The following is a 24,612-nucleotide window of genomic DNA, read 5'->3' as shown; positions in this document are numbered from 1 at the left end:
ATTCTCAACCAATTTATGCTTATTTTTGAAGAAAGGCTCAGATTATAAAATCCAAGCCCTCACTTTTTAACTTACACACTTTATGGGAGAGTGTCAATTGGAAATTTAGCGTTTATGAGTCTTCGAGAACCTCAGACTGACAGCAAAAAATTACGTTTAGAAATCTCAAACTGATATTATTGCTCTTCTTCTTTTTTAAGGCTTTCTATTAAGCCTTCCAACTCTTTTATTTTATCTTTCAGGTTTTTGATGTCGTTTTTATTATTGGTGACTTTGCTTTTCAGCATTACAGTTCTTGCGCGCTCACTGTGGTCGTCATCATCTTCATCTTCACTGATTTCTTCAACATCTTCCTGAATTTCTTCTACGTCTTCCTGGATCTCTTCAATGTCTTCCTGGATCTCATCGATATCTTCCTGGATCTCATCAATATCTTCCTGGATTTCGTTAACGTCTTCTTTCAGATCTTCAATATGCTCGGAACTTTTGTTCACTGACATCTGAATGAAAATGGCCAAATAAATCGCTTCCAAAGAAACAACCGTTGTGAGAACCAACAACATATGTTCAAATTCGACAATATTGAAAATTGGCAACGCAAAACAAACAATGAAAAATATCGTATGAAAAACCAATGACTGGATAGAACCCACCCACCAAATAATTCCGTTGGCAATTTTTTCTAAAACAGAAAGTTTTTCTTGATTTTCTTCAGTCAATCTCATTGAAAAATTTTGATAAAAATAAGGCTTTTATATCGATTAGCAAATTCTTTAAAGAACATCAGAAAGCGCCAAATCTAAGTTATTATATTTAAAATTAAAACCAGAATTCTCGATTTTTCTGGAAGAAATCCTACTTCCTTCTAACGCCAAAACTGACATTTCACCCAGAATAGTTTTTATAACAAATTTTGGAATGTTAGGAAGGAATAATTTTTTATTAAGATGGGAAGCCAATTTTTTGGTGAGAATTTCATTCGTAACAAAATCCGGAGCCGAAGCATTATAAGCACCATTAATAGAAACATCTTCTATGGCTTTGAAATAAATATTAACCAAATCATCAATATGAATCCAGGGAAAATATTGTTTTCCCGTTCCTAGAGGTGAACCAATATTCAAGTCAACAGGTTTTCTAAGAACTTCCAAAGCGCCACCTTTTTCTGACAAAACCGTAGCGGTCCGGATTCGGACTACTCTGCTTCCCAGATTTTCAAACTGCAAAGCTTTCAGTTCCCAATCTCTGCAGACACCTCCTAAAAAATCTTCTGCCGGCGAATTATCTTCCGAAAAAATATGTTCCGACGTGATTTGTCCGTAAAAACCTACTGCTGAAGATGAGATTACTGCTTCTGGATGAATATCTTTCTCCAACATCTTTTCATAGATAAACTGTGCCGAATCCACTCTGCTTTTATAGATTTCTTTTTTGTAAGCTTTCGTCCAGCGTTTACTGATCGGAGCTCCAGCCAAATGGATAAAAATATAAGTATTGTCTAAAGCGCCATCCTCTAAAAATCCATTTTCATAATCCCAAATATAGGATTTGAAGTCTGTTTTTTTTGATTTGGAACGAACAAGAATCTCAACTTTGTAGCCGCGTTCATGCAATTTTCGGGAAAGCTTTTTACCTACCAATCCTGTTGCACCGCTGATAAGAATTTTTTTCATCAGTTATTATTTCGTCTGCAGAAACAAAAACGATTCCAACGAAAAATTAATCGATGCTAATTTTTAGAAAAATGATATTTTACATAAGGTTTATAGTAATCTGATTCTGTCATCCAGAATCTCGATGATCTTATCTTTGTAAAGACTTCCGATCGCTTTTTTGAAGTTTTTCTTGCTCATCTGCAACTCATCTTTGATCTCTTCCGGAGAAGATTTATCCGAGAGATAAAGTAAACCGTAGCTGTCCTGGAGTTTGTCCAGAACTTTTTGTTTGAATTCATCAACATTTTCAAAACCTTGCGGCTGGAGCGTCACATCGATTTTCCCGTCTTCACGGATGGTTTTGATGTAACCTGTTTCTTCTGATAAAGGATATAGTTTTTTGAAAACGTCTGAGGCGTAGATCAAGCCGATGTATTTTTTTTCAATGACAACATTCCAACCCAATTCGGATTCGTTCATCATAATCAGATTCACTTTATCACCATTTTTGAATGGAAGCTCGTCGTATTGCGGATTACGTTTGAATTTTGTTGTGCCGGTAATCAATCCTGTAGCCTCATCAATGTAAACATAAACCAAATAGCGTTTACCTTCTACAATCTTGGATTTTTGTTGTTTATACGGAATAAAAAGGTCTTTGATAATTCCCCAATCCATAAAAGCGCCGCTTGGCAGACTCTGAACGCAAGTCATCACCGCAAATTCTCCTATTTCTGCATTCGCTTTTTCTGTTGTAGCTTTCAGGTTTCCTTCTTCCTGATAGACAAAAACTTCCACTTCCTTTCCGATATCCCAGGATTCGTCAGCAAAAACTTTTTGGATAAAAGCTTTTTCCTGATTTTCATCCCTCAGGATAAAACCAGAAGATATTTTTTCAGAAATGGTAAGAGAATTAGTTTGTCCGGGCTTCATAGAAATCGAATTTCCTGCAAAAGTAAGACAAACTTTTTTAATGTGGTTTTTTACGGAAAATTTCGTCACCAAAACACATTCTCAAAAACAACAAGGCAATTCCTGCTAACTTTACTATAATTAAGTGATTAAATCTAGACATACTCTTATCTTATTTTATAAACTGAAATTTCTGTAGAGACGTTACCGAAGGATGACAAATCATCATTTTCCGTAACCAGTCCGAAGTTTAGTTTTTCACCTTGTGTCAACTGATAGATATGGTTGATGCTGGTTTGCTGAGCTAAAGAAACTTTATCATCAGCTGTAAAAAAAGCATCAAACATCTTTGAAGCCAATATATTACGACTATCATCTTTGGAAGATCGCATAATTGCAATGCGTGGTCTCTGTTTTTGTAATTTTTGATCCGGATTTTCAAATGCTATAGAGTAATTGATGACATACAATCCTGTCTCCGGAACAATATATTGATTATCTGTGAGATACTCTTTTCCAATCCTGTTTTCCACGCTGTCGTCAAATTGTATGGACTGAAAACCAGATCCGGAAGAGTCCAGCATAATTTTGGAAAATTGAAGTCCAGAAAAGCTGCTGGCAGCAAAAGCGTTTGGGTCACTGAACATTTTTTTCCAAGTTCCATTCGATTTGTCCTGGTGCGTATATCCGGAATCGTACACATAATACCCCGAACTTGTAATCTCCTGTGTTTTTTTAGAAAACTTAGAAACGGGTTTTGTGATATAAATCAAAGCTCCATTCTGAGCAGGACCATACAAATGATCTTTTAACTGTAAAGAATCTGCAGAGATTCTCGGCGGGATAATTCCGTCTGGAATAGTTGATAAGTTTGATGTATGAACTTCCAGGTTGGCCAACGGTTTTGGAGTATTGATCCCTACTTGAGATTTAACCAGAGTTAAAACCAAAGCAAAAAAAGCGACATATATTTTTTTCATAATATATTGATACAAATTTGAGAATCAAAAGAGATAACTACTCCTTTTTATAAATTTTGTCGGTTCTATTTCAGAATCTGCCTCAATCTAATTAAATAAATTGAGGCAGATAAAATTGTGTATAGAATGAATGTTGTTCTGTATTAATTACCAGTTTGTAGTATCTTTAACTGGTGGATCTGGATCAACTGGTCTTGTAGCAAGTGTTGCTTTAACAGTATCTGTCTTTGCTGTATCTTCAGTTTTTCTTAAGCTTAGATTTTCTTTAGCAGAAGTAACTTCCATATCAGAAGTAACGTCGTCTTGTCTGCAAGACACAAAATTTAAAGATACAAACGCAATTGCTAAAATTGAAACGAATTTTTTCATATGATGTAATAATTTTTTATAAAATTTTAATTCTTAGTTTTTAAATGTTCCTCTCATTATCTGTGACGAAATTATGTTCTAAATTTGAACCACGAAAGAAAAACCGGTCTCGATTTTGAAATTATGACGTCCTAATTCACAAATTGCGACAAAAATAATCATTTGAAAATCAATACAATACCACTATTATTACTTTATCCTAATGCATAATCTTTTTTTATTAGATTATTATCAATAATATTTAGGATTTCCGTATTTTTGTGGACACAAATGATGATAATTAAAAAATTTCAGATGAAAAACTTTTTCTCTATTATCATTTTATTTGTCTCAACGTTTGTTCTTTCAAAAGATAAGACTGGAATGACCTATGAAAGTTACAGAAAGGGTTATGAAAGTTTTTCAGAAAATGATAATCGCGCTTTTGCTTTTCTAGATCCGTATATCAAAAAAGCGAAAAAAGAAAAGAAACAAGAAGAATTATTCCAAGCTTACAGAGACGCTGCGTATTACTCCAAATCATGGAACAAAAAACTGCTCTACGCCGACAGCTGTCTGGATGCGGCCTACAAAACTTCCAGTGATGATAAGATAGCTACCGCCTATATTCTTAAAGGCAGTATCTACTACGCCAAAATGAAAAAATATAAGCCTGCATTGGATGAGTATCTGATGGCTTATAAATACTCTAAGAATACAGGAGATCCTTACCTTACAAATAAAGTATCGTACCACCTAGGTGTCGTAAAAAATTATTTGGGTTATAACGAGGAGGCTTTGGCATTGTTCAAAGAATGTGTCAATTATTTTGAAACAGAAGCTAATAATACAAAATCTCATAAGTACAAGATTTTCAACAATCAGAAAGGCTATCTTAATAGCTTACATCAGATGATTATCTGCTACAGGAATATAAAAGATTTTGCTAAGGCGGACTCGCTCATCAATATTGGTCTGTTGAAGACATTCAATAATAATGATTTTTCGCGCGAAAGAAGTTATTTTCTGAAAAGCAAAGGCTTATCAGAGTATTCGAATGGTAAATATAATTCCGCAATTGACTACTTGACAGAATCTCTTCAACTGATGAAGGACGATTTTGCCTGGGAATCTGTTGATTATTTTTACATCGGAAAAAGTTATTTAGCATTGAAAAATGAGAATCTTGCGATTTTAAATTTCAAAAAAATTGACTCCATTTTCACAAAACAAGAGTTCATTTTACCGGAGCTTAGAGAGAATTACGAGATCTTGATCAATCATTATAAGGATAAAAATGATCCAAAACAACAATTGTTCTACACTACTCAACTGTTGAAAGCTGATAGCATTATTTCCCGGGATTTTGCATACTTGTCACCAAAAGTTCACAGAGAGTATGATACCAATGCGCTTTTGGAAGAGAAAGGAAAACTGGAAAAAGCAAATATTTGGAGCGCTGTTTTCATTAGTGTTTTAACAGCTTTAGCGGTATTTCTGATTTTCACTTTGTATAAAAAATTCAAGAAAGAAAAAGATATTCTTCAGAAATATTTTCTGATACAGGAAAAACTGCAAAACCACAACTACGTTCGTCCGGAAACTATAACGCCAATAACCCATTCCGAGACCAATGATGATAAAAAGACACATATTGCAGAAGCAATAAAAGAAGAATTACTGCACAAACTAAAGGTTTTTGAAGAGAAAAAACATTTTATTCAAAAAGGGTTGACAATTCAGAAACTGGCGATCCAATTGGATACTAATTCTAATTATCTGTCGCACGTTATTAATGAATACAAGGGAATGAACTTCAATAAGTATCTTGGCGATCTGAGAATCAGATACATCACCAGACTATTGTTCGAAAAGAATATCTACCTCAATTACACGATCGATACCTTGGCAAAAGAATGCGGCATCGCGTCAAGACAGAATTTCTCCGATCTATTTTTCGAAATCAATGGCATCAGACCCACAGATTTTATTCGCAAAAGGAAAAAAGAGATAGAAAATAATCTTAACTATCCTACTCTCGAAAGTATGAATGGTCTGGTTTCCGAAAATTAGCTGAAAGACTAATTTAGAAATTCTTCGATTTTCAGAGTTTGCTGTTCGCCGGTTTGTAAATTCTTAACCGTAACCGATTGATTCTTAATTTCTTCGCCTCCTAGAAAAACCAAATTCTCAATACCTTTTTTCTCGGCATAAGTGAATTGCTTTTTCAGTTTGGAAGCTTCGGGATAGAGTTCTGCAGCAATATTTTTTTGTCTCAGCTCTGAAATAAGCTTCAAGGCTTCAATGGATTCGGTTTCTCCATAGTTGGCGAAAAGATATTTGACATTATTCTCAGAATCCTCAGGAAAAACGCCTAATTCTTCCATTACAAGATAAATTCTGTCCAACCCAAAAGAAATCCCAATTCCCGGAATATCCTTAACGCCAAAAACTTCCGTCAGATTATCATAACGTCCACCGCCGCCGATAGAACCCATTGCAACTTCATCAGCTTTAACTTCGAAAATAGCACCGGTATAATAATCCAGACCTCGGGCTAAAGTGATATCAAAAACTAAATTTTGAGAATCGATGCCGAGATTCAAAGCATTGGTAATAACAAATTCTAATTCTTCAACGCCTTTCAGTCCAATTTCGTTTCCGACAAATTTTTCTTTCAGATTAAGTAGGTTTTCCAAAGCATCATTGGTTTGGCTGAAGAGGAAATCCAGTTTAGAAATCGCTTCTTCAGAAATTCCCTTTTCCTGCATTTCTTTTACAACGCCTTCTTTTCCAATTTTATCCAGCTTGTCCAACGCAACAGTAAAATCAATCAACTTGTCCGCAATGCCTGCATAATCTGCTAATCCGGAAAGGATTTTTCTATTGTTAATGTGAATTGAAACCGATAATTTCAAATCCTGGAATGATTTAAAATACAACTGCAGTAATTCCACTTCCTGCCAAAGGCTTGTACTTCCCACAACATCTGCGTCACACTGGTAAAACTCTCGGAATCTCCCTTTTTGGGGTCTGTCGGCTCTCCAAACCGGCTGGATCTGATAACGTTTGAAAGGAAAAGCCAATTGTCCGTGATTCATTGCCACAAAACGAGCAAATGGAACGGTCAAATCATAACGAAGTGCTTTTTCGGAAATCTGGGAAATTAGTTTCTGGGAATTTTTATTCGTCCAGTCATCATTATTGGTTTTTGAAGCGTAATCGCCGGAATTTAAGATTTTAAAAATCAATCGATCACCTTCCTCGCCATATTTTCCTGTCAAAGTTGAAAGATTCTCAAAACTTGGCGTTTCCAACGGCTGGAATCCAAATAATTCAAAATTCTTCTGTAATGTATTGATGATATATTTTCTTCTGGAAACTTCTTTCGCAGTAAAATCTCTTGTTCCTTTTGCTAAGCTCGGCTTCATTATATAAAATAAATGATGATTGATAAATGATAAATCGACTGCAAAAATAAGAATAATCAAACAAAGGTTTCTAAAATCAGAAATAACTTATAGGAAAAATTCGGGCATTTTCATATTTTTAAGAATTATTTTGAATTTAAAAAACACAACAATAATTGATGCATACACTTTTACCTTTTTTGCTTGCTATGGTTGCCGCCATTGTGTTGCTTACCATTTTGGCCAATAAGCTGAGAATCGCCTATCCTATTCTGCTGGTGGTAGCCGGCTTGTTAATCAGTTTTGTACCCGGTTTGCCAATGGTGAGAGTGGACCCGGACCTCATCTTTTTCATTTTTTTACCACCTTTATTGTTCGAAGCAGCTTGGAGCATTTCTTTCAAAGAAATGAAAAAATGGTGGCGAATCATCGGCAGTTTCGCATTTTTAGTCGTTTTTTTCACGGCATTGTCAGTGGCCATTTTCGCCAATCATTTTATTCCCGGCTTCACCATCGGATTGGGATTTCTTTTGGGCGGAATTGTCTCACCTCCTGATGCTGTAAGTACGGGTGCTATTACCAAATTCGTCAAAATTCCAAAATCAACATCAGCAATTCTTGAGGGCGAAAGTCTCCTGAACGATGCTTCATCATTAATTATTTTTCGATTTGCACTGATTGCTGTCGGAACAGGACAATTTATCTGGCAGGAAGCAGCTACCAGTTTTGTATGGATGGTCATCGGCGGTGCTGGAATCGGATTGGTTTTGGGCTGGTTATTTGTTCAGATTCACAAGTTACTGGATACAGAACCTGCTTCTGATGTCGCATTGACATTGATTGAGCCTTATTTTATGTATCTCGCTGCAGAATTATTACATAGTTCCGGCGTTTTGGCGGTAGTTGCCGGCGGATTGTATATGTCCTCCAAACGTTTGATTTTTCTTAACAGTGCCAGCCGAATCAAAGGTTACAGCGTTTGGGAAAGTTTTGTTTTCATTCTCAACGGCATCGTGTTTTTGCTAATAGGATTGGAACTTCCGGAGATTGTAGACGGCATACGTTCGGAAGGTGTTCAGGTAAGAACGGCAGTTGGTTACAGCATTTTGGTAACAGCTGTTTTGATTTTGGCCAGAATTATCAGTGCTTATGCGGCTTTGGTGGCGACGATTATTTTCCGTCCCAGTGTCATTCCTAACGCTTCATCCAGACGCAGACGTTATCTGATGCCATTACTTCTCGGTTGGACAGGAATGCGTGGTGTGGTTTCACTAGCTGCTGCTTTGGCTATTCCGGTGACTTTAAATGGTGAGGCATTTCCGCACAGAAATTTGATTTTATTCATCACATTTATTGTCATTTTATTGACTTTGGTAATTCAGGGGCTTACCTTGCCTGTGCTAATTCAAAGAACGGGTTTGTTTGGTGGAATTTACAATGAGGAAGACGAATTGGAAACCAGGCGAAAAATCAAGCACGGATTGCGACACCATATTTATGACAAATTGAAATTTAAGTATGACAACGGTCTGAATGGAAATCCAGGATTTGAAAGGATTATGAAACATTGGGAAGAAAAAATCAATGCGAATGACGACAGCTGGATGAGCAATGAATCGAAAGAAATATTTTACGAACTTCTTGAAAACCAAAGAGAATATCTGACAGAACTGAATCAAGATCCGAAAATTGATGAGGAAATCATCCGTCAGCAATTGTACCAGATTGATTTGGAAGAGGAACGAATTAAGAGCATTTAAAAAATATAATATGAAAATCATTCAAATTCTGATAACGGCATTATTTATTTCTGTAATCACAATTGCCTGCAACAATTGTGATTCGAAAGACAATTCGACAAATGAACAATTCGTAAAGAAATATTTTCAATTGTTCAACCAACATCAATGGAAAGCGCTCTCTGAACTTTACGTGGAAAACGCAGAATTCAAAGATCCAAGTTTCGGAATCGGAATTGTAAAACAAAGCCGGCAGGAATTCGTCAGGAAATATTCGGAACTCAACCAAATGTTTCCAGATTTGAAGGACGAAATCAAAACAATTTATATATCTGGCAATAACAATGTCATTGTTGAATTTGTTTCGACAGGAACTGCGCTGGATAATTCCAAATTTGAATTGCCGATTTGTACAATTTTCACCATTGAGAATGGAAAAATCATCAAAGATTTTACTTATTACGATAATTTTGACGAGACGAAATAATGAGCCTTTTTGACGACCAATTCGACATCATAGAAAACATTCTGCCCTACGATGGAACAACTTCTTACTATGGAAAAATATTTTCTGAGGAAGAAGCGAACGATTATTTTCAAAAATTAATGACCGAAGTTGAATGGAAAAGTGATGAAGCAGTCATCTTCGGAAAATTGATTGAAACCAAAAGAAAAGTGGCTTGGTACGGTAATGAGGAATTCAGTTATACTTATTCCGGAAGAACAAAAACAGCGTTGCCCTGGAACAAAACTCTTCTCGAAATCAAAGAGAAAATCGAAAACGTAAGTGGCGAGACTTTTAATTCCTGTTTACTGAATCTCTATCACGACGGATCCGAAGGAATGGCTTATCACAGTGACGGCGAAAAGGATTTGAAAGATAATGGCGCAATTAGTTCCGTGAGTTTTGGTGCAGAGCGAAAATTCAATTTTAAACATAAAACCACGAAAGAATTAGTTTCATTGATTCTAGAAAACGGAAGCCTGCTGATGATGAAAGATACAACACAAAAATTCTGGCTTCACAGATTACCAACGACCACAAAAATCATCAAACCGAGAATCAGCCTGACTTTCCGGACAATTGATAAGTCTAAATAACCGGCTTATATTTTTTGATAAATGCGATACAAAGCAACAATCCCATTCCTGCTAAACCAGCTCCAACCAATGAAGGATAATTATATGACAAACCGAATTCCAAAGGTAAACCACCAAAGAAAGCACCTAGTGAATTTCCCACATTGAACGCCGCCTGCATAAAAGCCGCCGCCATCATTTCCGAGTTTTTGGCAGAACGCAGCATTATAATATTAACCGGTGTTCCCACAGCCATAGATAAAGCACCACAGACAAAAGTCAGAACCAATGAAACCGACTGGTTTTCTGAAAAGAAGAAAACACCAATCAGAGCCAGAATCATCGCACTAAGCAAAATTGCCGCAGCTAAAGCCGGTCGCATTTTGTCAGCCATTATACCGCCAAGAAAATTCCCGACTACCATTCCGGCGCCGGCTAAAACCATAATGTAAGCGATAAAATCCGTTTCGAATCTGGAAACATTAGTCATCAAAGGTGTGATATAGCTGAACCACGCAAACAAACCTCCAAACCCGATTCCGGTAATTGCGATGATGTGCCAGGCTTTTGCAGATTTGAAAAACTCCAGCTCGTCTCTGAGTGTTGTTGTGCGCAGGCTGTCCATATAAGGCAAAAGGAATTTTAAACTAATCAACGTTAAAAGTCCTAAAACAGAAACAACACCGAATGCGTAACGCCAGCTCAGCTGGTGACCAAGCCAGGTGACAAACGGAACCATTGCCAGGTTAGCCAATGTCAACCCAGTGAACATCATTGCGATGCTTTGCGCCTGTTTTCCTGGTTTTGCAAGCCTTGTTGCCACCACAGTCCCGACGCCGAAAAATGCACCGTGCGGAAGTCCTGATAGAAACCGGACAATCATCATCGTGTAATAATCATTGACCAATGCAGACAATGCATTGAAAATCACAAAGGCAATCATCAGGAATGCCAGAATTTTCTTTGGTGGAAATTTAGCAGCATAAGCAATCAAAACCGGTGCTCCGACAACAACGCCGAATGCATATGACGAAATCAAATGTCCGGCCTGCGGAATCGATATATTAAGTGATTTTGCAACATCGGGCAATAATCCCATAATCACAAATTCTGTAGTTCCAATTCCTAATGCTCCCAATGCCAGCGGAAAAATCCTTTTATCCATTTTGCAAAAATCCTGATTTTCACTTAGAAATTCAAATTTCTGACTTTAAGATAAGATTAAATTAAACTTTTGTTTAAAATCAATTAATATTGAGATAGTTTGAAACAGTGAATACACGCAGCCGAAACAGCGACCTAATCCTGAAATTAAATGTTATTGTTGGTTAAAGTTGATTCGGTATTTGATTTTTCTGCTATTTTTGTATTACTAAAAATTATGCTGAACAAGATTCTGACTTTTCCGATTGTAATTTTGATCAAGTTTTATCAACTTGCTATTTCACCTTGGCTGGGGAAAAACTGCCGGTACGACCCTACTTGTTCGCATTACACCTTGGAAGCCCTGAAGGTCCACGGACTTTTTAAGGGTAGCTGGCTTGCAATCAAAAGAATCGGTAGCTGTCATCCGTGGGGCGGTGAAGGTTACGATCCTGTTCCACCAAAACAACATTAAAATAATTCATCAATGAACAATATTTTTCGCAGATTTTATCTCATTCTTTTCGCAGGAATTTTCCAATTGTTTTCTTCTCAAAGTGCTTCCAATGGCCTTTCTGACGGAACACTTAAAATCAATACCACAGAGAAGCTGCCCGTAAAAATTTTCGCAACACAAAGCAGTAATAAGTTTTATAATGAATCTTCCTCAAATGTTCCTAACGAATTGATTATTCTGAATGAAGATAATATCAAAGCGGAATCTGCAGAACATTTGGCGAGCATTCAGAATATTTTAGAGACTTTTAAGACCAATAAATTCCAGTTTCTGGACAAAAATTTCAAACCGTTGGAACCTGTTTTTGAGCAGAAAAATATAGAGAATTTCAAATATCTTCTGAAATCTGATAAAGTTCTGAAGCCAACTGATAATACTGAACTGGAAACGCAATTCAAAATATGGGACCCAATGAAAGGTATTCCTCTTGGCCCGGTAATGCTGCATTTCTACAGCTTGATGTTCATTTTTGCATTTGGTCTTGGTTATGTCATTATGGCAAAAATTTTTAAGATTGACGGCGTGGAAGAGAAATTTCTTGAGCCGCTTTTTACCTGGACGTTGGTAGGAACTATTCTTGGTGCGAGATTGGGACACGTTATATTTTATCAGCCAGAGTTGTTCAAAGAAGATTTTTTCAGTGTTTTCTTACCGATCAGTACCAAAGGCGGATTGCATTTCACAGGATTTTCCGGTCTGGCCAGTCACGGTGCTACAATTGCTTTGATTTTCACCACATTATATTACAGTTTCAAAATCATCAAGAAAAATCCGTTTTGGGTTTATGACAGGATTGGGATTGTAGTCGCATTGGGCGGTGCATTTGTGAGAATGGGTAACTTTTTTAATTCGGAAATCATCGGAAAACCAGTTGACCCAAGTTCTCCGTTCGCTATTCTTTTTCCACAACAAAGTTCCGAATATGGTGTGACGATTCCGCGCTATCCGAGTCAGCTGTTTGAAGCGGTGGGCTATTTCTGCTTGTTCGTTCTGTTATGGTTTCTTTATAGAAAAACCGACAAAAAGTATCAGCAAGGCTGGTTGTTTGGATTGTTCTTTATCATTCTGTGGGCGGTAAGATTCTTTGTAGAATTCCTGAAGGAACCACAAGGTGATGAATTCATTCAGTTTGCCGGACTCAATACAGGTCAGGTTCTCAGCATTCCATTTATGATTGCAGGCTTCCTGATTATGATTTATTCTAAGAAATTCAAACTTCCGAAAGAAGAAACTGCAACTGCATAAAATAGAAACTCCCGATTAAGTCGGGAGTTTTTTTGTTTATAATGATTGAATCTCTTTCACAAATTCTTCCACAACCTCATCAGAAGTGGCCCAAGACGTGATCAATCGGATTGCGGAATTTTCTTCATCTATCTTTTTCCATACATAAAAATCAAAATTTTCCGATAATTTTTCAATTTGAGAATTGGTTAGGATTGGAAAAATCTGGTTGGTAAATGTATCAGACAAAAACTGGAAACCTTTATTATGAAAAGCAAACTTAATTTTCATTGCCTGAACATTGGAATGTTTTGCTAAATCAAAATACAGATCATTTTTCATCAGTTCCAAAAACTGAATGCCCAACAATCTGCCTTTCGCCAACATCGCTCCTTTTTGCTTGATATGGAATCCGAATTCTTCTTTAAGTTTGTCGTTAGTGATGATAATTGCTTCGCCAAGAAGTGCTCCATTTTTTGTTCCACCGAGATAAAATATGTCCGTTAAGTTGGCAATATCTTCTAATGTCAAATCATTGATTTCGGAAGTCAAAGCCTGGCCTAATCTTGCGCCATCCATAAAAAGATACAAATCATTGCCTTTGCAAAACGCAGATAATTCCTGCAATTCTTTCTTGGTGTAAATCGTTCCTACTTCTGTAGAATTGGAAATGTAGACTAGTTTTTGTTTGACCTGATGAGGCTTGTTGGTATGCGTATCCAAAACCGATTGAATGTGTTCTGGCTTTAGTTTTCCATCTTCCGTAACCAATCCGTGAACTTTGTGTCCGGTTGCTTCTATTGCACCGGTTTCGTTGGTAAAAATATGTCCCGTTTCTGCAGAAACAACACTCTCGTGCGGACGAAGAATTGAAGAAATAACTAATAAATTGGCTTGTGTTCCACCACTTACAAAATGAATATCAGCATTTGGATAATTCATTTTTTGTTTGATTAATTTTCTGGCTTCTTCGGAATAATCATCGTAACCGTAACCATTTTGCTGAACGAGATTGGTTTTGATTAATGTTTCTAAAATATGGGGATGACAACCTTCTGAATAATCGTTTTTGAAAGAATAGTTCTTCATTATTTCTGCTTCTTTTTAAAGTTGTAAAGTTACGCTTTTTGCGTGAGGACAAAGGGCATTGTTGGAGCTCTTCCCGAAAAACCTTGCAAGGTTTTTCGGGAAAGCGACTGCCCGTAGACCGGCCCGCTTGCTGTTTGCCTACGTTGGAATTAGTGAAAGGCAAACAGCAAAGGGACACGCCCGAATAATTGTTAGTTTAAAATTGACTTCCATCTAACTTTTACTTATCTTTGAAATATGAATTCTTTAACTGAGGAAAATTACCTGAAAGCGCTTTATCATCTTGTGAATGAGAATGATGAAGTTTCTGTGAATGATTTGAGCCGACAGCTTAACATCAAAATGCCGTCTGTGAATAGTATGATAAAGAAATTTGCGGACAAAAATTGGGTGAAATATGAGTCGTACAAACCTATCAAACTGACTGAATCTGGAAAAAAAGAAGCGTCGCTCATTGTAAGAAAACATCGATTGACCGAAATGTTTTTGGTAGAAAAAATGGGCTTCGGATGGGAAAATGTCCATGAAATTGCGGAACAATTGGAACACATCCATTCTGATATCTTCTTTGATAAAATGGACGAAATCCTAAATTATCCGAAAATTGACCCACACGGTGAACCGATTCCTGATAAAGATGGCAATGTGATTCAGCCAGATTTGAAGAAGTTGAGTAAATGCAGAGAAAATGAAACTGTGGAACTGGCTTCAGTAACGACTTCTTCCGAGGAATTCTTGAATTTTCTTAACAAAAGAAATCTTAGCCTTGGAACTGAAATCAAGGTTTTGCAAAAGGAAGATTTTGACCAATCGATAAAGGTTTCTTATAACGGTCAGGAAGAGAATTTTAGTAAAACGGTTTGTGATAGATTGTTGGTGAAATAAAAAAGAGACTTAAAATTAAGTCTCTTTTCGTTTGTTCTTAATTGAACATATCTTTTACTTTTTCAAAGAATGTCTTTTCCTTTCCGGTTGGTTCTGCGTTCATATCACCGCTTTCCAACTGGCTTTGGAAAAATTCTTTTTGTTCCTTTGTCAGCTTTTGTGGTGTCCATACGTTGATATGAACAAACATATCACCTTTTCCGCCGTAACCTTCGATATTCGGAAGGCCTTTTCCAGCCAGTCTCAGGATTTTGCCGGATTGTGTTCCTTCATCCACTTTGATTTTAACTTTTCCACCAACCACGTTGATTTCTTTCGAAGTGCCCAAAGCAGCTTCCGCAAACGAAATATATAACTCCTGATGAAGGTTGTCACCTTCTCTTTTTATCAGCTTATCCACTTCTTCCTCTACCACAACCAAAAGATCGCCAGGCGTTCCACCAAGTGGCGCATCATTTCCTTTTCCTCTTACATTCAGTTGGATGCCGTCTCTCGCTCCAGCAGGAATATTAATCGTGATTTCTTCCTCTTCTTTAATAAGGCCTTGTGCATTAGCTCCGGAAGGAATCTTGTCAGCCACTTTTCCAACACCCTGGCAAGTGCCACAAGTGGTTTGTGTCTGCATCTGTCCGAACATCGTATTCATTACTTTTACCTGAACGCCGCTTCCCTGGCAAGTAGGACAGGTTTTAGAAGTAACACCTGCTGCCAGTTTCATTTTTTTTACTTTAACGGTCTTCTGAGTTCCGTTGATCATCTCTTCAAGATTCAGCTTGATACGAATTCTCAAGTTGGAACCACGCGATTGCTGTTGTCTTTGACCACCGCCAAAGCCTCCACCAAAATGTCCACCGAAGATATCGCCAAACTGGCTGAAGATATCCTCCATATTCATACCGCCGCCAAAACCACCGAAGCCACCACCGCCTGCTGCACCGCCCATCCCAGCGTGCCCAAACTGGTCATATCTTGCTCTCTTGTTGTCATCGCTCAGAACTTCATAGGCTTCTGCCGCTTCTTTGAATTTTTCCTCCGCTTCTTTATCGCCCGGGTTTTTGTCCGGGTGATATTTGATAGCCATTTTTCTATAGGCTTTTTTGATTTCCTCTGCGCTGGCTGATTTGGATATTTCTAAAACTTCGTAATAATCTCGCTTACTCATAATTGGTGACTGATATATGGTGATTGACCCGCAATCTATTGTCTAAATCTTTTTTTAATTCTTAATTAGTTACCTGTAACAACTTTTGCAAAACGGATTACTTTGTCGTGCAACTGATATCCGGTTTCTATCACATCCACGATTTTGCCTTTCAGTTCAGGACTTGGTGCAGGGATTTGTGTGATAGCCTCGTGGAAGTCGACATTAAAATCATCACCAACATTAACTTCGATCGGATTGAGACCTTTCTCAACCAGTTTGTTTCTGAATTTCTGATAAATTAATTCTACACCTTTCAGATCCGCTTCGTTTCCGTTTTTAGCAATTTCTTTCAAAGCTCTTTCGAAGTCGTCCAGAACGCCTAACATTGATGTCATTAGATCTTTTGAAGCATATTGGTAGAATTCGTTCTTCTCCTTCAGTGTTCTTTTTTTATAATTTTCGAATTCTGCATACAGACGGATGTATCTGTCTTTTTCTTCTGCCAAAAGTTCTTCTGCAGTCGGTTGTTGTGACACATTTTCCTGATTTTGCGGCTCAGTTGTTTCGGTATTTTGCGTGTTGGTATCCAGATTTTCCTCGTGTATATCTTTGTTTTCTTCCATTATCGATTAATTTATAGGGACTGTTTTTCAATTTTTTTGCCAATTCTGATTTTTTGACAATTAGGCAGAATTTGAGAATTAGTTTGAGAAAAACGGGAAATATTTTGGCTATTTATAAGATCCTTTAGTCACTCTGATAAAGTGGCTATAAATCTACTATTTGGATTGACGTGTAATTGAGTTACGAAAGTCAATATCATCCATCACCCACTTCATCGGTTTATCTTCGGTTTCAGCGATGCTTCCAAATTCCGGATCAATTTCTACATTCGGAATGACACCGCGGCTTTGATTATCGAATTCGATATTAGGTCTGATGAGAAAAAGACCGATTGGCAAAATCAATTTAGAATGAGGCAAGGTGACTGTATTATTGACCCCCGCAACTGTTCCGTCATTGGCACCGCCTGTCTCTTCACCTATAATTGTTGCTCTTTTCTCGTACTTGAGTTTTGCAGCAATCACAGAAGAAGCAGAAAAACTTGCGCCATTCACTAAGACATAGATCTTACCTTTGAAGGCATTGGATTTTGGTTTTGTAGGTTTGGAAGCAAACTCCCGGAAGTAGTACTTGTCTTCTTTTTTGGAGGATAAAAAATAATTGCCTGCCAAAAAGAAAGGGTATCCCAGCGCTCTATAAACTGTTGAAAAAAAGCGCTTGTCTCTGAAATAATTCTGATGCATACCAGAAGTTTTAGAAGTCATCTCCGGAGGTTTGACCAGCGTAAATTCTTTATCCGTAAGATAGGAATATAAGTTATTGATCTCCGTAAGCGAGCCTCCCAAATTGTCTCTAACGTCCAAAATAAGATAATCTGATTTGGCATGACTAATCTTCTCGAAAGTCTCTTTGTAAAACCGACTGGCCAGGGTAGCGGAAAAAGATTTCACCTTGATGTAGGCGATACTGCTGTCTGCCTTGAGGAATTTGAAACTCCTGTTATAACTTTTGGAATTGGCATCGTAATCCTGAACCTTTTGATCCGCGGTTACTTTTGTCTGCACTTTATCTGTGACAATCTCTTTCTCTGATTTTTTGTGTCTTCTGATAAGCACATCTGCCAGCTTATTATCAAACCTGGTTACGAGCTTTGCACTGTCCAGATAGCCTTTTTCCAAAGTGTAAAAATTGAAAAATGTCAGATTCATAAAATACTTCTGAAACGTTTGATTCTTACCATCTGAGCTGAATAGCTTTCTATATTTTCTGACCAATTCCGAAACATTTTCATCATTGATCTTCAATATTTCTGTTCCTTTTTTGATGTTGCCAAGATTCTCCTTGTTTTCTATCACAAACAATTTATCATCCACCACCTTGTATTCCATCAATGAAAAAAGCGGCTTTTTGGTTTTGAGAACCGCTAGTTCTTCTTTAGAATATTGGCGCGGGATGGCACGTAGTCTCAGATGACCCTCGTTAATACTGGCAACAATTGGCGCTAAATGGAAATAAAACTCGTTGGGCGTTGAGGGTTTCAGGCTGGCTTTGAGACTGTCAAATTTATAATCCAATTCTTCTTTTGTGATGTACCAATAGAGATTTGGATGGAAGCGCTTCAGTTTATTATAAGTGAAATCCACATCTTCTCTCAGTTGAGCGGCCGATATTTTCTTCTCCAAAAACAGATTAGTTTTCTTAACAGATTGACAAGAAAATAACACGCCGAATACAAAAAGAATAATTGTTGTTCTCATTTGAGATAAAAATAGGTTTTTTAGATCATTAAAAAAGTTTGGCAATTTAAATTTAACATATTCTAACACAAAAGTGGTTTTGATTTTGTTACTGAGAATGAAATTTGAATTAATAATGAAAAATATAATTGTTGCAGCCTCTGTGTTTCTGGTTTCTCAGTTTTCTTTGGCACAGACAAAAGATGTAGCAACGTTCACATCGCTTAAAGTTTTTGATAAAATACCTGTAGAATTGGTTTCATCGACTTCCTACAAAGCAGAATTAAGCGGAACCAAAGCCAATGAAGTAGAATTAGTAAACTCCGGCAATGAGCTGAGAGTAAGAATGAAACCAACCAAACTACTGCAAGGTGATGATGTAAAAGTTGTCATTTATTATAAAGATATCAATCACATCCAGGCAAGCCAGGGAGCAAGAATCACCTCGAATGATCTTGTGAAATTTTCTAAATTAGAAATAACATCTAATGAAGGATCTCACATCGACCTTAACATTGATGCACAGGTTCTTGAAGGGAAAGTTAACACTGGCGGAATTTTAAAATTATCCGGCGATGTGCAATCTCAAACCGTAGTTGTGAACACCGGTGGACAATATGACGGACAAAATCTGAAAACAGAAATCACCAAAATCACAACCAATGCTGGCGGAAATGCGTCGGTAAACGCTTCTAAATCCGTAGATGCTACCACGAGAGCCGGTGGTGTAATAGATGTGTATGGAAGTCCGCAAATGAAAAATGATAAAAAAGTAGTAGGTGGTAAAATCAATTACCATTAACTGTTTGATCGTTCAATAAAAAGTAGAAAGAAAAACTCCCGGTAGCCGGGAGTTTTTTATTTTTTTCTGCTGGATGATTGTCTGATATGAAGCGTCGGCGTTAAAACCAATTTCTTCTCAATACTGATGCCTGAAGAATTGTCTTTGATACTTTCCAAAAAGACATTTCCCGATATTTTACCCATCAACACTGGCGTTTGATCTACAGAACTGATTGACAGTTCCATAAACTGGGTAAAAGGCTCATTACTGAATCCAATCACGCCAATATCTTCAGGGATTTTAATTTTCAGATTTTTTATTTCTTTACAAGCTCCCAATGCTGTAAAATCACTGGCAGAGAAAATCGCATCCGGCTTTATTTTGCGTTTCCACAAACTCTTCATCGCACTGATACCTTCCTCGATAGAACTTCCTGTATTGATAATATTCTCTTTAATTATCGGTAAATTATGATCTTTCAGAGCATCAAGGTAGCCATTCAAACGATTCTGATAGATTTCCAGATTCTGATCTCCAGAGAAATGGCAAATATTTTTATAACCTTGGTTGATGAGATGTTCAGTTGCCTGATAGGCCCCTTTGTGGTCATCAATCGTGATTGTACTTACGCCTGGTATATCTTTTTTTCTGTCAAAAAGAATAATCGGTGTGTTGGTTGTACTCAGGATTTTTCTCACATAGTCCATATCCGTCGTATTTCTTGATATCGAAATGAAAATACAATCTACCTGAGTGTGCAACAACGTATTCAGTTGTTTTTTTTCTATTGCAACATCATCGTGACTTTGACAGATGATCACACGATAACCGTGAGGGGACAACTCTTCTTCTATACCTCTAATGACGGATGAGAAAAAATTGGTATTGATATAAGGCACGATTACACCTACAGTTTTGGTCTCTCCACTTTGCAGGGCTTTTGCCAAATTATTCTGTTTATAATTCATTTCCTTTGCTGTAGCAGCTACCAACTCCTTGGTTTCCTGGCTGATTCTAGGATGATCATTGAGCGCTCTGGAAACAGTCGCCACACTTACATTCAGTTTTTTCGAAATGTCATATATCGTCGTGTTTTTCTTGGTCATATATTCTTCTTGATGAATATTCGGTTGTTGTAAATATATAAAATAATACCTGTCACAACTGCTTTCGGAATCAAAATCTTTTGAATTCTTTTTTCAGTTTTACAATTTGTAATTTTCTATCTGATAAAAAGCCGTCCCACCGAAATGAAGACGGCTCTCATTATGAAAATTAAATTGTTTACTTTTTAATTAGTTTACCTGTCGACTCTCCTGAATTTGTTTTCAAATTATAGAAATAAATCCCGGTTTTCAAATCTTTTGTATCAATCACGAACTGATTAGAACCTTTCTTTTCATTACTTTTTAAAGTTTTCACAACTCTTCCGTTAACATCATAGATTGTAATATTAATATCCGAATTCGATTTCAAATCCAATGCAATTGTAACTTGATTTGTGAAAGGATTTGGATAAACCAAAAGCTTGTTATCTTTTACATCATTAACTGCTAAAGTTTCGAAATCGATATTAACTGAAGCTTCCGGCACCCAATCGAAAACGAAAGACGGATCTGTATCTTTTTTGAAGACATTAGAGATTGTATAAACCTGAGAATCGGTTTCTGTTAAAACGACTCCTCCGTTAGATCTTTGTGCTAATCTGTCAGGTGTTGCTCCTGCTCCTGTATTGCCATATTCTACAAATGTCACAGGGATTGTTCCGTTAATAGGTGTTGTCCAACCAGTTGGATTCAGCATAGAAGGGGTTTCGCATCGTATGAAAGCGGACTTTGGCGTATTCTGCCAAGCTCTTCCGAAATGGAAATTGCTGATAATTGTTCCGTTAAAATCCGCTGTTCCAGCTGCAGGCACTGTCAAATTGCAATCCAGAAATACAAATCCAAACTTAGTGGTAGCTTCTGTTGAAGGCGCTGTTACAACACTATTATTACGATTAATGTAAGTTGTACAATGATCAAAAACAACAGTCTGGCGTCCGAATATGAAATCCACATTACCTTCGATATAACAATTTTTGAAATAAGCCCTTCCAATGCTGTTTCCCAGATATGTATCCTGATAACCCAAAATTTTACAATCATAAAAAGCCTGTCTGTCACCTTGCGTTTTAAGAGCAACAGCCTGGGTTGATGAATTGATCTGTGTATTGGCTGTTGAATTAACGAATGTATTGGCAAAAGTAATTTTAGAAGCTGTAAAATCACTTCCGAAAACAGCCATAGTCTGAGAAAGAGAAGTTCCGTAAGCGATTCCTGTATCAGGGTTGATATCACCAGCAGAGATATTATTGGTAATAACCGTTGTATCCGCATTATCTCCAATCAGGAATACATTAATCTTATTAGCTAAAAGCGTTGGTCTTTCTGTATAAGTTCCCGGCTTGATGTGGATGATCCACCTTCCCGTGTAATTATCAGGAACCGCATCAAAAGCCGCCTGAACAGTAGTATAATCCCCAGACCCATCTTTAGCAATTGTTTTGATCACATCTGGCTCTGTAGCTTTTGTGGTAACTGTAGCTTGTGAACCATAAGAAGTTCCTGCAGCGTTTGTTGCAAATGTTCTTACATAATATAATGTAGAAGACGCAACACCGTAAGCATAAGACGAAAATGTCCCAAGTCCTGTTCCTGTAGAAATTTTGGTGGCGTTGTCAATTGTTGGGTTTGCAGATGTCGAATAAACAATTCCTCTGTCAGTCACATTGGCACCGCCCCAGTCTGCAACGTTTCCTGAAACTACAAATGATTTATTGGTTACCTGAGACTGTGAAGTTGTTGTAACAGTCGGTGCGACAATATTCGCTAAAGTGGTAAAGCTGACCTGACTGCCGTAAGATGTTCCAGCAGAATTGGTTGCATACGCACGAACATAATACGTGGTTGAAGGCAAAAGCCCTGACAAATTACTTGTGTATGAGCCAGAGGTTGCATTTTCAGTTGTTTTGGAGTCTGCAGTTGTCGGGTTTTCATTGGTACTGTAAACAACACCACTTGCTGTTACCGCCCCACCGCCGTTGCTGGATATCGTTCCACCTGTTACTGCTGTTGTTGTAGAGATTGAGGTCATCGCTGTTGTAGAAACGGTTGCAGGATTGGCAACAGAACCTTCCATTGTTCCGGAGATTTTAATATTTCTTAATCCAAACTGCTTATTCGTTGCAGCTGCAGCCAGATATGGGTAAAATCTCACATACATCTTTTGGGTTCCGGAAAGTACAACCGCCGTAGATAGTGTTACACTGAGAGCCGATGAACCGTTATTAGGTAATTTTGTTGCAGCCTGAATCGAAACCGGGTTAGAAAAATCAGAATTCAAACTGTAGAAAGCCTGGTAATACATATTTCCTGTTCCGGCAGCTCCAACCAATCCTTCAATTTTATTAACTGTGAAAGTTCCGCTGTTGGTTGGTTTAACATCCAACTGAATATAAACCGACGAATTAATAGTATTGATGTTGCCTGTTGCTGTCCAGCTGTTGTTACTGCTTGTTCCTTCCCAAAATACGACATTGCTGTCCGTTACAGAATCTCCGGTAAAATCTATTTTCGTATTGACATTATAAGATACAGTTGAAGGATAACTGAGTGTAGATTCCAGATTACCTTCCAAGGATTTTGTAGTAACATCTGTAATCAAAGGCCAGTTAACAGAAGCCGGAGTTGCTTCAAATATTTTCGGATATTTTGTAGTTTCCGTTGTGTTCTTATTTTCTTTTATCGAAGAAGAATGCTTTTTTGCATCATCATTGACAGAATCTGAAAAAAAAGATATGCTCTTTCCGATCCCAAAAATCGTAGCTGTACCGAAAAGTACAATTGGTAAGATTAGATTTTTTTTCATTAGTAATTAAAGTTAGTAGTTAAGTTAGTATTTGATTCTAAATTTATTTTACAATCACTTTTTGGGTATAAGAATCTTTGTCTGTTTTCACTTCAAAAATTTTCACCCCTTTGCTCAGTTTTTTAATCGAAATCGAATTAACCGTGTTATTTCCTTTACTAAGATTTCCCTGGTAAATAGTTCCTTCTGATTTACCTGAAATATCTGTTACATTAATTTTTATCGATTGATTATTTCCAGAAAAAGCTTTTAAAGAAATTTGTTCTGAGGCTGGGTTTGGATAAAACAAAAAATCAGATTTAGATTTAGAATTAATTTCATTGGTTGATAAAAAAACACAATCCGTTGGTTGTAACAGAACCGCTCCTGCTCCAGCCATAACTGTTTGTTTAACATCCTGAGATGCAATTTTGTTAATTGAATATGGTGGTGTAAAAGCTGTTCCCGAACCAGTTGCTGTCCCCGATGTTCCAACAAATGTATTGTCAACCAATTGTGCCGCAGTAAAATTACCTGTTTCCAGACGGATTGGATTTTTCACACCTTCAAAATAATTACTTTCTATCAACAGATCTGCCTGGTAACCTGCGTAGATGCAGTAATTGCTTACGGAGCTATTGAAATAATTATTCAGAAGATGAACTTTACCGTAACGCACCCTTGGCATTCTTTCCCTTACACCATTGCCCCACCAGCAGTATTGCATTGTAATTCTCAGCTTTCCGGAATCCTGCGTATCACTGTCGGATGACCCGAATAAATTGGAGAATCTGTGATCATTACTTCCTCCGGAACCGCCGGGAATCGGCGCTTTCAGATATTCGAATTTTGTCCAGGAAATTGTAATCAGGTCGGAACCGTTTTTGATATCAAGATTGCCGTCCAAAGCATCCTGAAAGGTACAATGATCCACCCAGACATTGGTACAATTATCAATTGTCATATTATCATTCCCATCCACATCATAAGCACCAGGACCTTCGAAAGTGATGTTTTTGATGAGAACGTTAGAACTGTTTTTCAAAGTCAAAATTCCGGAACCACCAGCTGTAAGATCTGTTGAGATCAATCTTGCTCCGGCAAGACCTAAAATTGATTTATTAGTTTGATTATTCAAAGTCAAACGTCCGCCGGCAGGAAAAGTGATCTGTCCGGAAACGTGAATTACTTTGATGGACGTATTGTTTACCGCAGCTCTTAATTCAGCATAGGTGGTCACAACTGTTGGCGACGCTGTTCCGCCTCCGGTAACACCATTGGTAGAAGCCCAACCGGAAACAGTACATTGTGCGCTTAGATTGGTAGCAATAGCGAAAGCGAAGAATGTTAATATTAAAAATATTCTTTTCATTAGAAAATAAAAATTAATAGATGTTTAAAAGTTAATTAGATAAGCCCGGTATTGATTTTAATTTGTAACAATTTGGTTAACAAACCATTAATCAACTCTGAAATTTAATTCAGGCAAAAAAAAGTTTGATGAAAGCAAGTTT

22 protein-coding genes are annotated in these 24,612 nt (G+C 37.3%); 8 read left to right on the top strand and 14 right to left on the bottom strand.

Going from position 1 to position 24,612, the window contains the following annotated elements:
* Positions 1-176: 176 nt before the first annotated feature.
* The 5 genes from BXY58_RS12455 to BXY58_RS12435 all read right to left on the bottom strand — a co-directional run bounded on the left by BXY58_RS12455 (position 177) and on the right by BXY58_RS12435 (position 3,916).
* A complete protein-coding gene (locus tag BXY58_RS12455; RefSeq protein ID WP_120214184.1) occupies positions 177-725 on the bottom strand; it encodes a DUF1003 domain-containing protein in 549 nt (182 codons plus the stop codon).
* 48 nt (positions 726-773) lie between these two features.
* Positions 774-1,673 (bottom strand): TIGR01777 family oxidoreductase, encoded by a 900-nt coding sequence (locus BXY58_RS12450; RefSeq protein ID WP_120214183.1) that lies wholly within the window; start codon positions 1,671-1,673, stop codon positions 774-776.
* A gap of 90 nt (positions 1,674-1,763) precedes the next feature.
* Entirely contained in the window at positions 1,764-2,588 is an 825-nt protein-coding gene (locus BXY58_RS12445) for a CvfB family protein (RefSeq protein ID WP_120214195.1), read from the bottom strand.
* 146 nt (positions 2,589-2,734) lie between these two features.
* Positions 2,735-3,547: a hypothetical protein gene (locus tag BXY58_RS12440; RefSeq protein WP_120214182.1), complete on the bottom strand. Its 813-nt coding sequence runs from the start codon at positions 3,545-3,547 to the stop codon at positions 2,735-2,737.
* 147 nt (positions 3,548-3,694) lie between these two features.
* Entirely contained in the window at positions 3,695-3,916 is a 222-nt protein-coding gene (locus BXY58_RS12435; RefSeq protein ID WP_120214181.1) for a hypothetical protein, read from the bottom strand.
* Between the two features lie 294 nt (positions 3,917-4,210).
* On the opposite strand from BXY58_RS12435, the gene BXY58_RS12430 reads away from it, so the two are divergent.
* Positions 4,211-5,968 carry a helix-turn-helix domain-containing protein gene (locus tag BXY58_RS12430; RefSeq protein WP_170144233.1) on the top strand — a complete coding sequence of 586 codons (1,758 nt, stop codon included), beginning with the start codon at positions 4,211-4,213 and terminating at the stop codon, positions 5,966-5,968.
* Between the two features lie 8 nt (positions 5,969-5,976).
* Here BXY58_RS12430 and hisS read toward each other — a convergent pair whose 3' ends face one another.
* Entirely contained in the window at positions 5,977-7,326 is a 1,350-nt protein-coding gene (gene hisS / locus BXY58_RS12425) for a histidine--tRNA ligase (protein WP_120214179.1), read from the bottom strand.
* A 158-nt stretch (positions 7,327-7,484) separates the two neighbouring features.
* Here hisS and BXY58_RS12420 point away from each other — a divergent pair, with 158 nt between their 5' ends.
* Genes BXY58_RS12420 through BXY58_RS12410 form a run of 3 tightly spaced genes read left to right on the top strand, consistent with a single transcriptional unit; the run spans position 7,485 to position 10,145 of the window.
* Positions 7,485-9,065, top strand: a complete 1,581-nt coding sequence (locus BXY58_RS12420) for a Na+/H+ antiporter (RefSeq protein ID WP_120214178.1) — start codon at positions 7,485-7,487, stop codon at positions 9,063-9,065.
* Between the two features lie 10 nt (positions 9,066-9,075).
* Complete coding sequence (locus tag BXY58_RS12415) at positions 9,076-9,531, top strand: nuclear transport factor 2 family protein (protein ID WP_120214177.1); 456 nt, start codon at positions 9,076-9,078, stop codon at positions 9,529-9,531.
* On the top strand, positions 9,531-10,145 hold the full coding sequence (locus BXY58_RS12410) for an alpha-ketoglutarate-dependent dioxygenase AlkB family protein (RefSeq protein ID WP_120214176.1): 615 nt from the start codon (positions 9,531-9,533) through the stop codon (positions 10,143-10,145). Before BXY58_RS12415 ends, BXY58_RS12410 begins: the two co-directional genes overlap by 1 nt.
* On the opposite strand, the gene BXY58_RS12405 is transcribed toward BXY58_RS12410, so the two are convergent.
* Complete coding sequence (locus tag BXY58_RS12405; protein WP_120214175.1) at positions 10,138-11,289, bottom strand: MFS transporter; 1,152 nt, start codon at positions 11,287-11,289, stop codon at positions 10,138-10,140. The genes BXY58_RS12410 and BXY58_RS12405 overlap by 8 nt on opposite strands.
* A 216-nt stretch (positions 11,290-11,505) precedes the next feature.
* On the opposite strand from BXY58_RS12405, the gene yidD reads away from it, so the two are divergent.
* Both yidD and lgt read left to right on the top strand, forming a co-directional pair.
* On the top strand, positions 11,506-11,742 hold the full coding sequence (yidD, locus tag BXY58_RS12400; RefSeq protein WP_120214174.1) for a membrane protein insertion efficiency factor YidD: 237 nt from the start codon (positions 11,506-11,508) through the stop codon (positions 11,740-11,742).
* 453 nt (positions 11,743-12,195) lie between these two features.
* On the top strand, positions 12,196-13,029 hold the full coding sequence (gene lgt / locus BXY58_RS12395) for a prolipoprotein diacylglyceryl transferase (protein WP_120214194.1): 834 nt from the start codon (positions 12,196-12,198) through the stop codon (positions 13,027-13,029).
* Between the two features lie 36 nt (positions 13,030-13,065).
* On the opposite strand, the gene BXY58_RS12390 is transcribed toward lgt, so the two are convergent.
* Entirely contained in the window at positions 13,066-14,097 is a 1,032-nt protein-coding gene (locus tag BXY58_RS12390; protein WP_120214173.1) for a threonine aldolase family protein, read from the bottom strand.
* A gap of 237 nt (positions 14,098-14,334) precedes the next feature.
* Between BXY58_RS12390 and BXY58_RS12385 the strand changes: the two genes are divergently transcribed.
* Positions 14,335-14,982: a metal-dependent transcriptional regulator gene (locus BXY58_RS12385; protein WP_120214172.1), complete on the top strand. Its 648-nt coding sequence runs from the start codon at positions 14,335-14,337 to the stop codon at positions 14,980-14,982.
* A 37-nt stretch (positions 14,983-15,019) separates the two neighbouring features.
* On the opposite strand, the gene dnaJ is transcribed toward BXY58_RS12385, so the two are convergent.
* The 3 genes from dnaJ to BXY58_RS12370 form a co-directional block, all read right to left on the bottom strand.
* Positions 15,020-16,144, bottom strand: coding sequence for a molecular chaperone DnaJ (gene dnaJ, locus BXY58_RS12380; RefSeq protein ID WP_120214171.1), 1,125 nt, complete (start codon positions 16,142-16,144; stop codon positions 15,020-15,022).
* A gap of 65 nt (positions 16,145-16,209) precedes the next feature.
* Complete coding sequence (locus tag BXY58_RS12375; protein WP_120214170.1) at positions 16,210-16,749, bottom strand: nucleotide exchange factor GrpE; 540 nt, start codon at positions 16,747-16,749, stop codon at positions 16,210-16,212.
* 156 nt (positions 16,750-16,905) lie between these two features.
* Positions 16,906-18,447 carry a S41 family peptidase gene (locus BXY58_RS12370; RefSeq protein ID WP_120214169.1) on the bottom strand — a complete coding sequence of 514 codons (1,542 nt, stop codon included), beginning with the start codon at positions 18,445-18,447 and terminating at the stop codon, positions 16,906-16,908.
* Positions 18,448-18,562: 115 nt separating this feature from the next.
* On the opposite strand from BXY58_RS12370, the gene BXY58_RS12365 reads away from it, so the two are divergent.
* The gene (locus tag BXY58_RS12365; RefSeq protein ID WP_120214168.1) at positions 18,563-19,228 is read left to right on the top strand and encodes a head GIN domain-containing protein; all 666 of its coding nucleotides are present in this window, start codon (positions 18,563-18,565) and stop codon (positions 19,226-19,228) included.
* Positions 19,229-19,284: 56 nt separating this feature from the next.
* On the opposite strand, the gene BXY58_RS12360 is transcribed toward BXY58_RS12365, so the two are convergent.
* From BXY58_RS12360 to BXY58_RS12350, 3 genes are all read right to left on the bottom strand, one after another.
* Positions 19,285-20,316 carry a LacI family DNA-binding transcriptional regulator gene (locus BXY58_RS12360; protein ID WP_120214167.1) on the bottom strand — a complete coding sequence of 344 codons (1,032 nt, stop codon included), beginning with the start codon at positions 20,314-20,316 and terminating at the stop codon, positions 19,285-19,287.
* A gap of 178 nt (positions 20,317-20,494) precedes the next feature.
* Positions 20,495-23,119 carry a pectinesterase family protein gene (locus BXY58_RS12355; RefSeq protein WP_120214166.1) on the bottom strand — a complete coding sequence of 875 codons (2,625 nt, stop codon included), beginning with the start codon at positions 23,117-23,119 and terminating at the stop codon, positions 20,495-20,497.
* 43 nt (positions 23,120-23,162) lie between these two features.
* A complete protein-coding gene (locus tag BXY58_RS12350) occupies positions 23,163-24,470 on the bottom strand; it encodes a pectate lyase family protein (RefSeq protein ID WP_120214165.1) in 1,308 nt (435 codons plus the stop codon).
* Positions 24,471-24,612 lie beyond the last annotated feature (142 nt).

Source organism: Epilithonimonas arachidiradicis (genome assembly GCF_003610695.1).
In the GTDB taxonomy this organism is placed as follows: Bacteria; Bacteroidota; Bacteroidia; order Flavobacteriales; family Weeksellaceae; genus Epilithonimonas; species Epilithonimonas arachidiradicis.
Note: the sequence above shows the minus strand (reverse complement) of the source record. Positions and strands in the feature narration are given on the sequence as shown.

What these genes read in the sequence shown, in the direction of transcription:
- BXY58_RS12455 (WP_120214184.1), bottom strand. Translation starts at nt 725, where the DNA reads ATGAGATTGACTGAAGAAAATCAAGAAAAACTTTCTGTTTTAGAAAAA.
- BXY58_RS12450 (WP_120214183.1), bottom strand. Translation starts at nt 1,673, where the DNA reads ATGAAAAAAATTCTTATCAGCGGTGCAACAGGATTGGTAGGTAAAAAG.
- BXY58_RS12445 (WP_120214195.1), bottom strand. Translation starts at nt 2,588, where the DNA reads ATGAAGCCCGGACAAACTAATTCTCTTACCATTTCTGAAAAAATATCT.
- BXY58_RS12440 (WP_120214182.1), bottom strand. Translation starts at nt 3,547, where the DNA reads ATGAAAAAAATATATGTCGCTTTTTTTGCTTTGGTTTTAACTCTGGTT.
- BXY58_RS12435 (WP_120214181.1), bottom strand. Translation starts at nt 3,916, where the DNA reads ATGAAAAAATTCGTTTCAATTTTAGCAATTGCGTTTGTATCTTTAAAT.
- BXY58_RS12430 (WP_170144233.1), top strand. Translation starts at nt 4,211, where the DNA reads ATGAAAAACTTTTTCTCTATTATCATTTTATTTGTCTCAACGTTTGTT.
- hisS (WP_120214179.1), bottom strand. Translation starts at nt 7,326, where the DNA reads ATGAAGCCGAGCTTAGCAAAAGGAACAAGAGATTTTACTGCGAAAGAA.
- BXY58_RS12420 (WP_120214178.1), top strand. Translation starts at nt 7,485, where the DNA reads ATGCATACACTTTTACCTTTTTTGCTTGCTATGGTTGCCGCCATTGTG.
- BXY58_RS12415 (WP_120214177.1), top strand. Translation starts at nt 9,076, where the DNA reads ATGAAAATCATTCAAATTCTGATAACGGCATTATTTATTTCTGTAATC.
- BXY58_RS12410 (WP_120214176.1), top strand. Translation starts at nt 9,531, where the DNA reads ATGAGCCTTTTTGACGACCAATTCGACATCATAGAAAACATTCTGCCC.
- BXY58_RS12405 (WP_120214175.1), bottom strand. Translation starts at nt 11,289, where the DNA reads ATGGATAAAAGGATTTTTCCGCTGGCATTGGGAGCATTAGGAATTGGA.
- yidD (WP_120214174.1), top strand. Translation starts at nt 11,506, where the DNA reads ATGCTGAACAAGATTCTGACTTTTCCGATTGTAATTTTGATCAAGTTT.
- lgt (WP_120214194.1), top strand. Translation starts at nt 12,196, where the DNA reads ATGAAAGGTATTCCTCTTGGCCCGGTAATGCTGCATTTCTACAGCTTG.
- BXY58_RS12390 (WP_120214173.1), bottom strand. Translation starts at nt 14,097, where the DNA reads ATGAAGAACTATTCTTTCAAAAACGATTATTCAGAAGGTTGTCATCCC.
- BXY58_RS12385 (WP_120214172.1), top strand. Translation starts at nt 14,335, where the DNA reads ATGAATTCTTTAACTGAGGAAAATTACCTGAAAGCGCTTTATCATCTT.
- dnaJ (WP_120214171.1), bottom strand. Translation starts at nt 16,144, where the DNA reads ATGAGTAAGCGAGATTATTACGAAGTTTTAGAAATATCCAAATCAGCC.
- BXY58_RS12375 (WP_120214170.1), bottom strand. Translation starts at nt 16,749, where the DNA reads ATGGAAGAAAACAAAGATATACACGAGGAAAATCTGGATACCAACACG.
- BXY58_RS12370 (WP_120214169.1), bottom strand. Translation starts at nt 18,447, where the DNA reads ATGAGAACAACAATTATTCTTTTTGTATTCGGCGTGTTATTTTCTTGT.
- BXY58_RS12365 (WP_120214168.1), top strand. Translation starts at nt 18,563, where the DNA reads ATGAAAAATATAATTGTTGCAGCCTCTGTGTTTCTGGTTTCTCAGTTT.
- BXY58_RS12360 (WP_120214167.1), bottom strand. Translation starts at nt 20,316, where the DNA reads ATGACCAAGAAAAACACGACGATATATGACATTTCGAAAAAACTGAAT.
- BXY58_RS12355 (WP_120214166.1), bottom strand. Translation starts at nt 23,119, where the DNA reads ATGAAAAAAAATCTAATCTTACCAATTGTACTTTTCGGTACAGCTACG.
- BXY58_RS12350 (WP_120214165.1), bottom strand. Translation starts at nt 24,470, where the DNA reads ATGAAAAGAATATTTTTAATATTAACATTCTTCGCTTTCGCTATTGCT.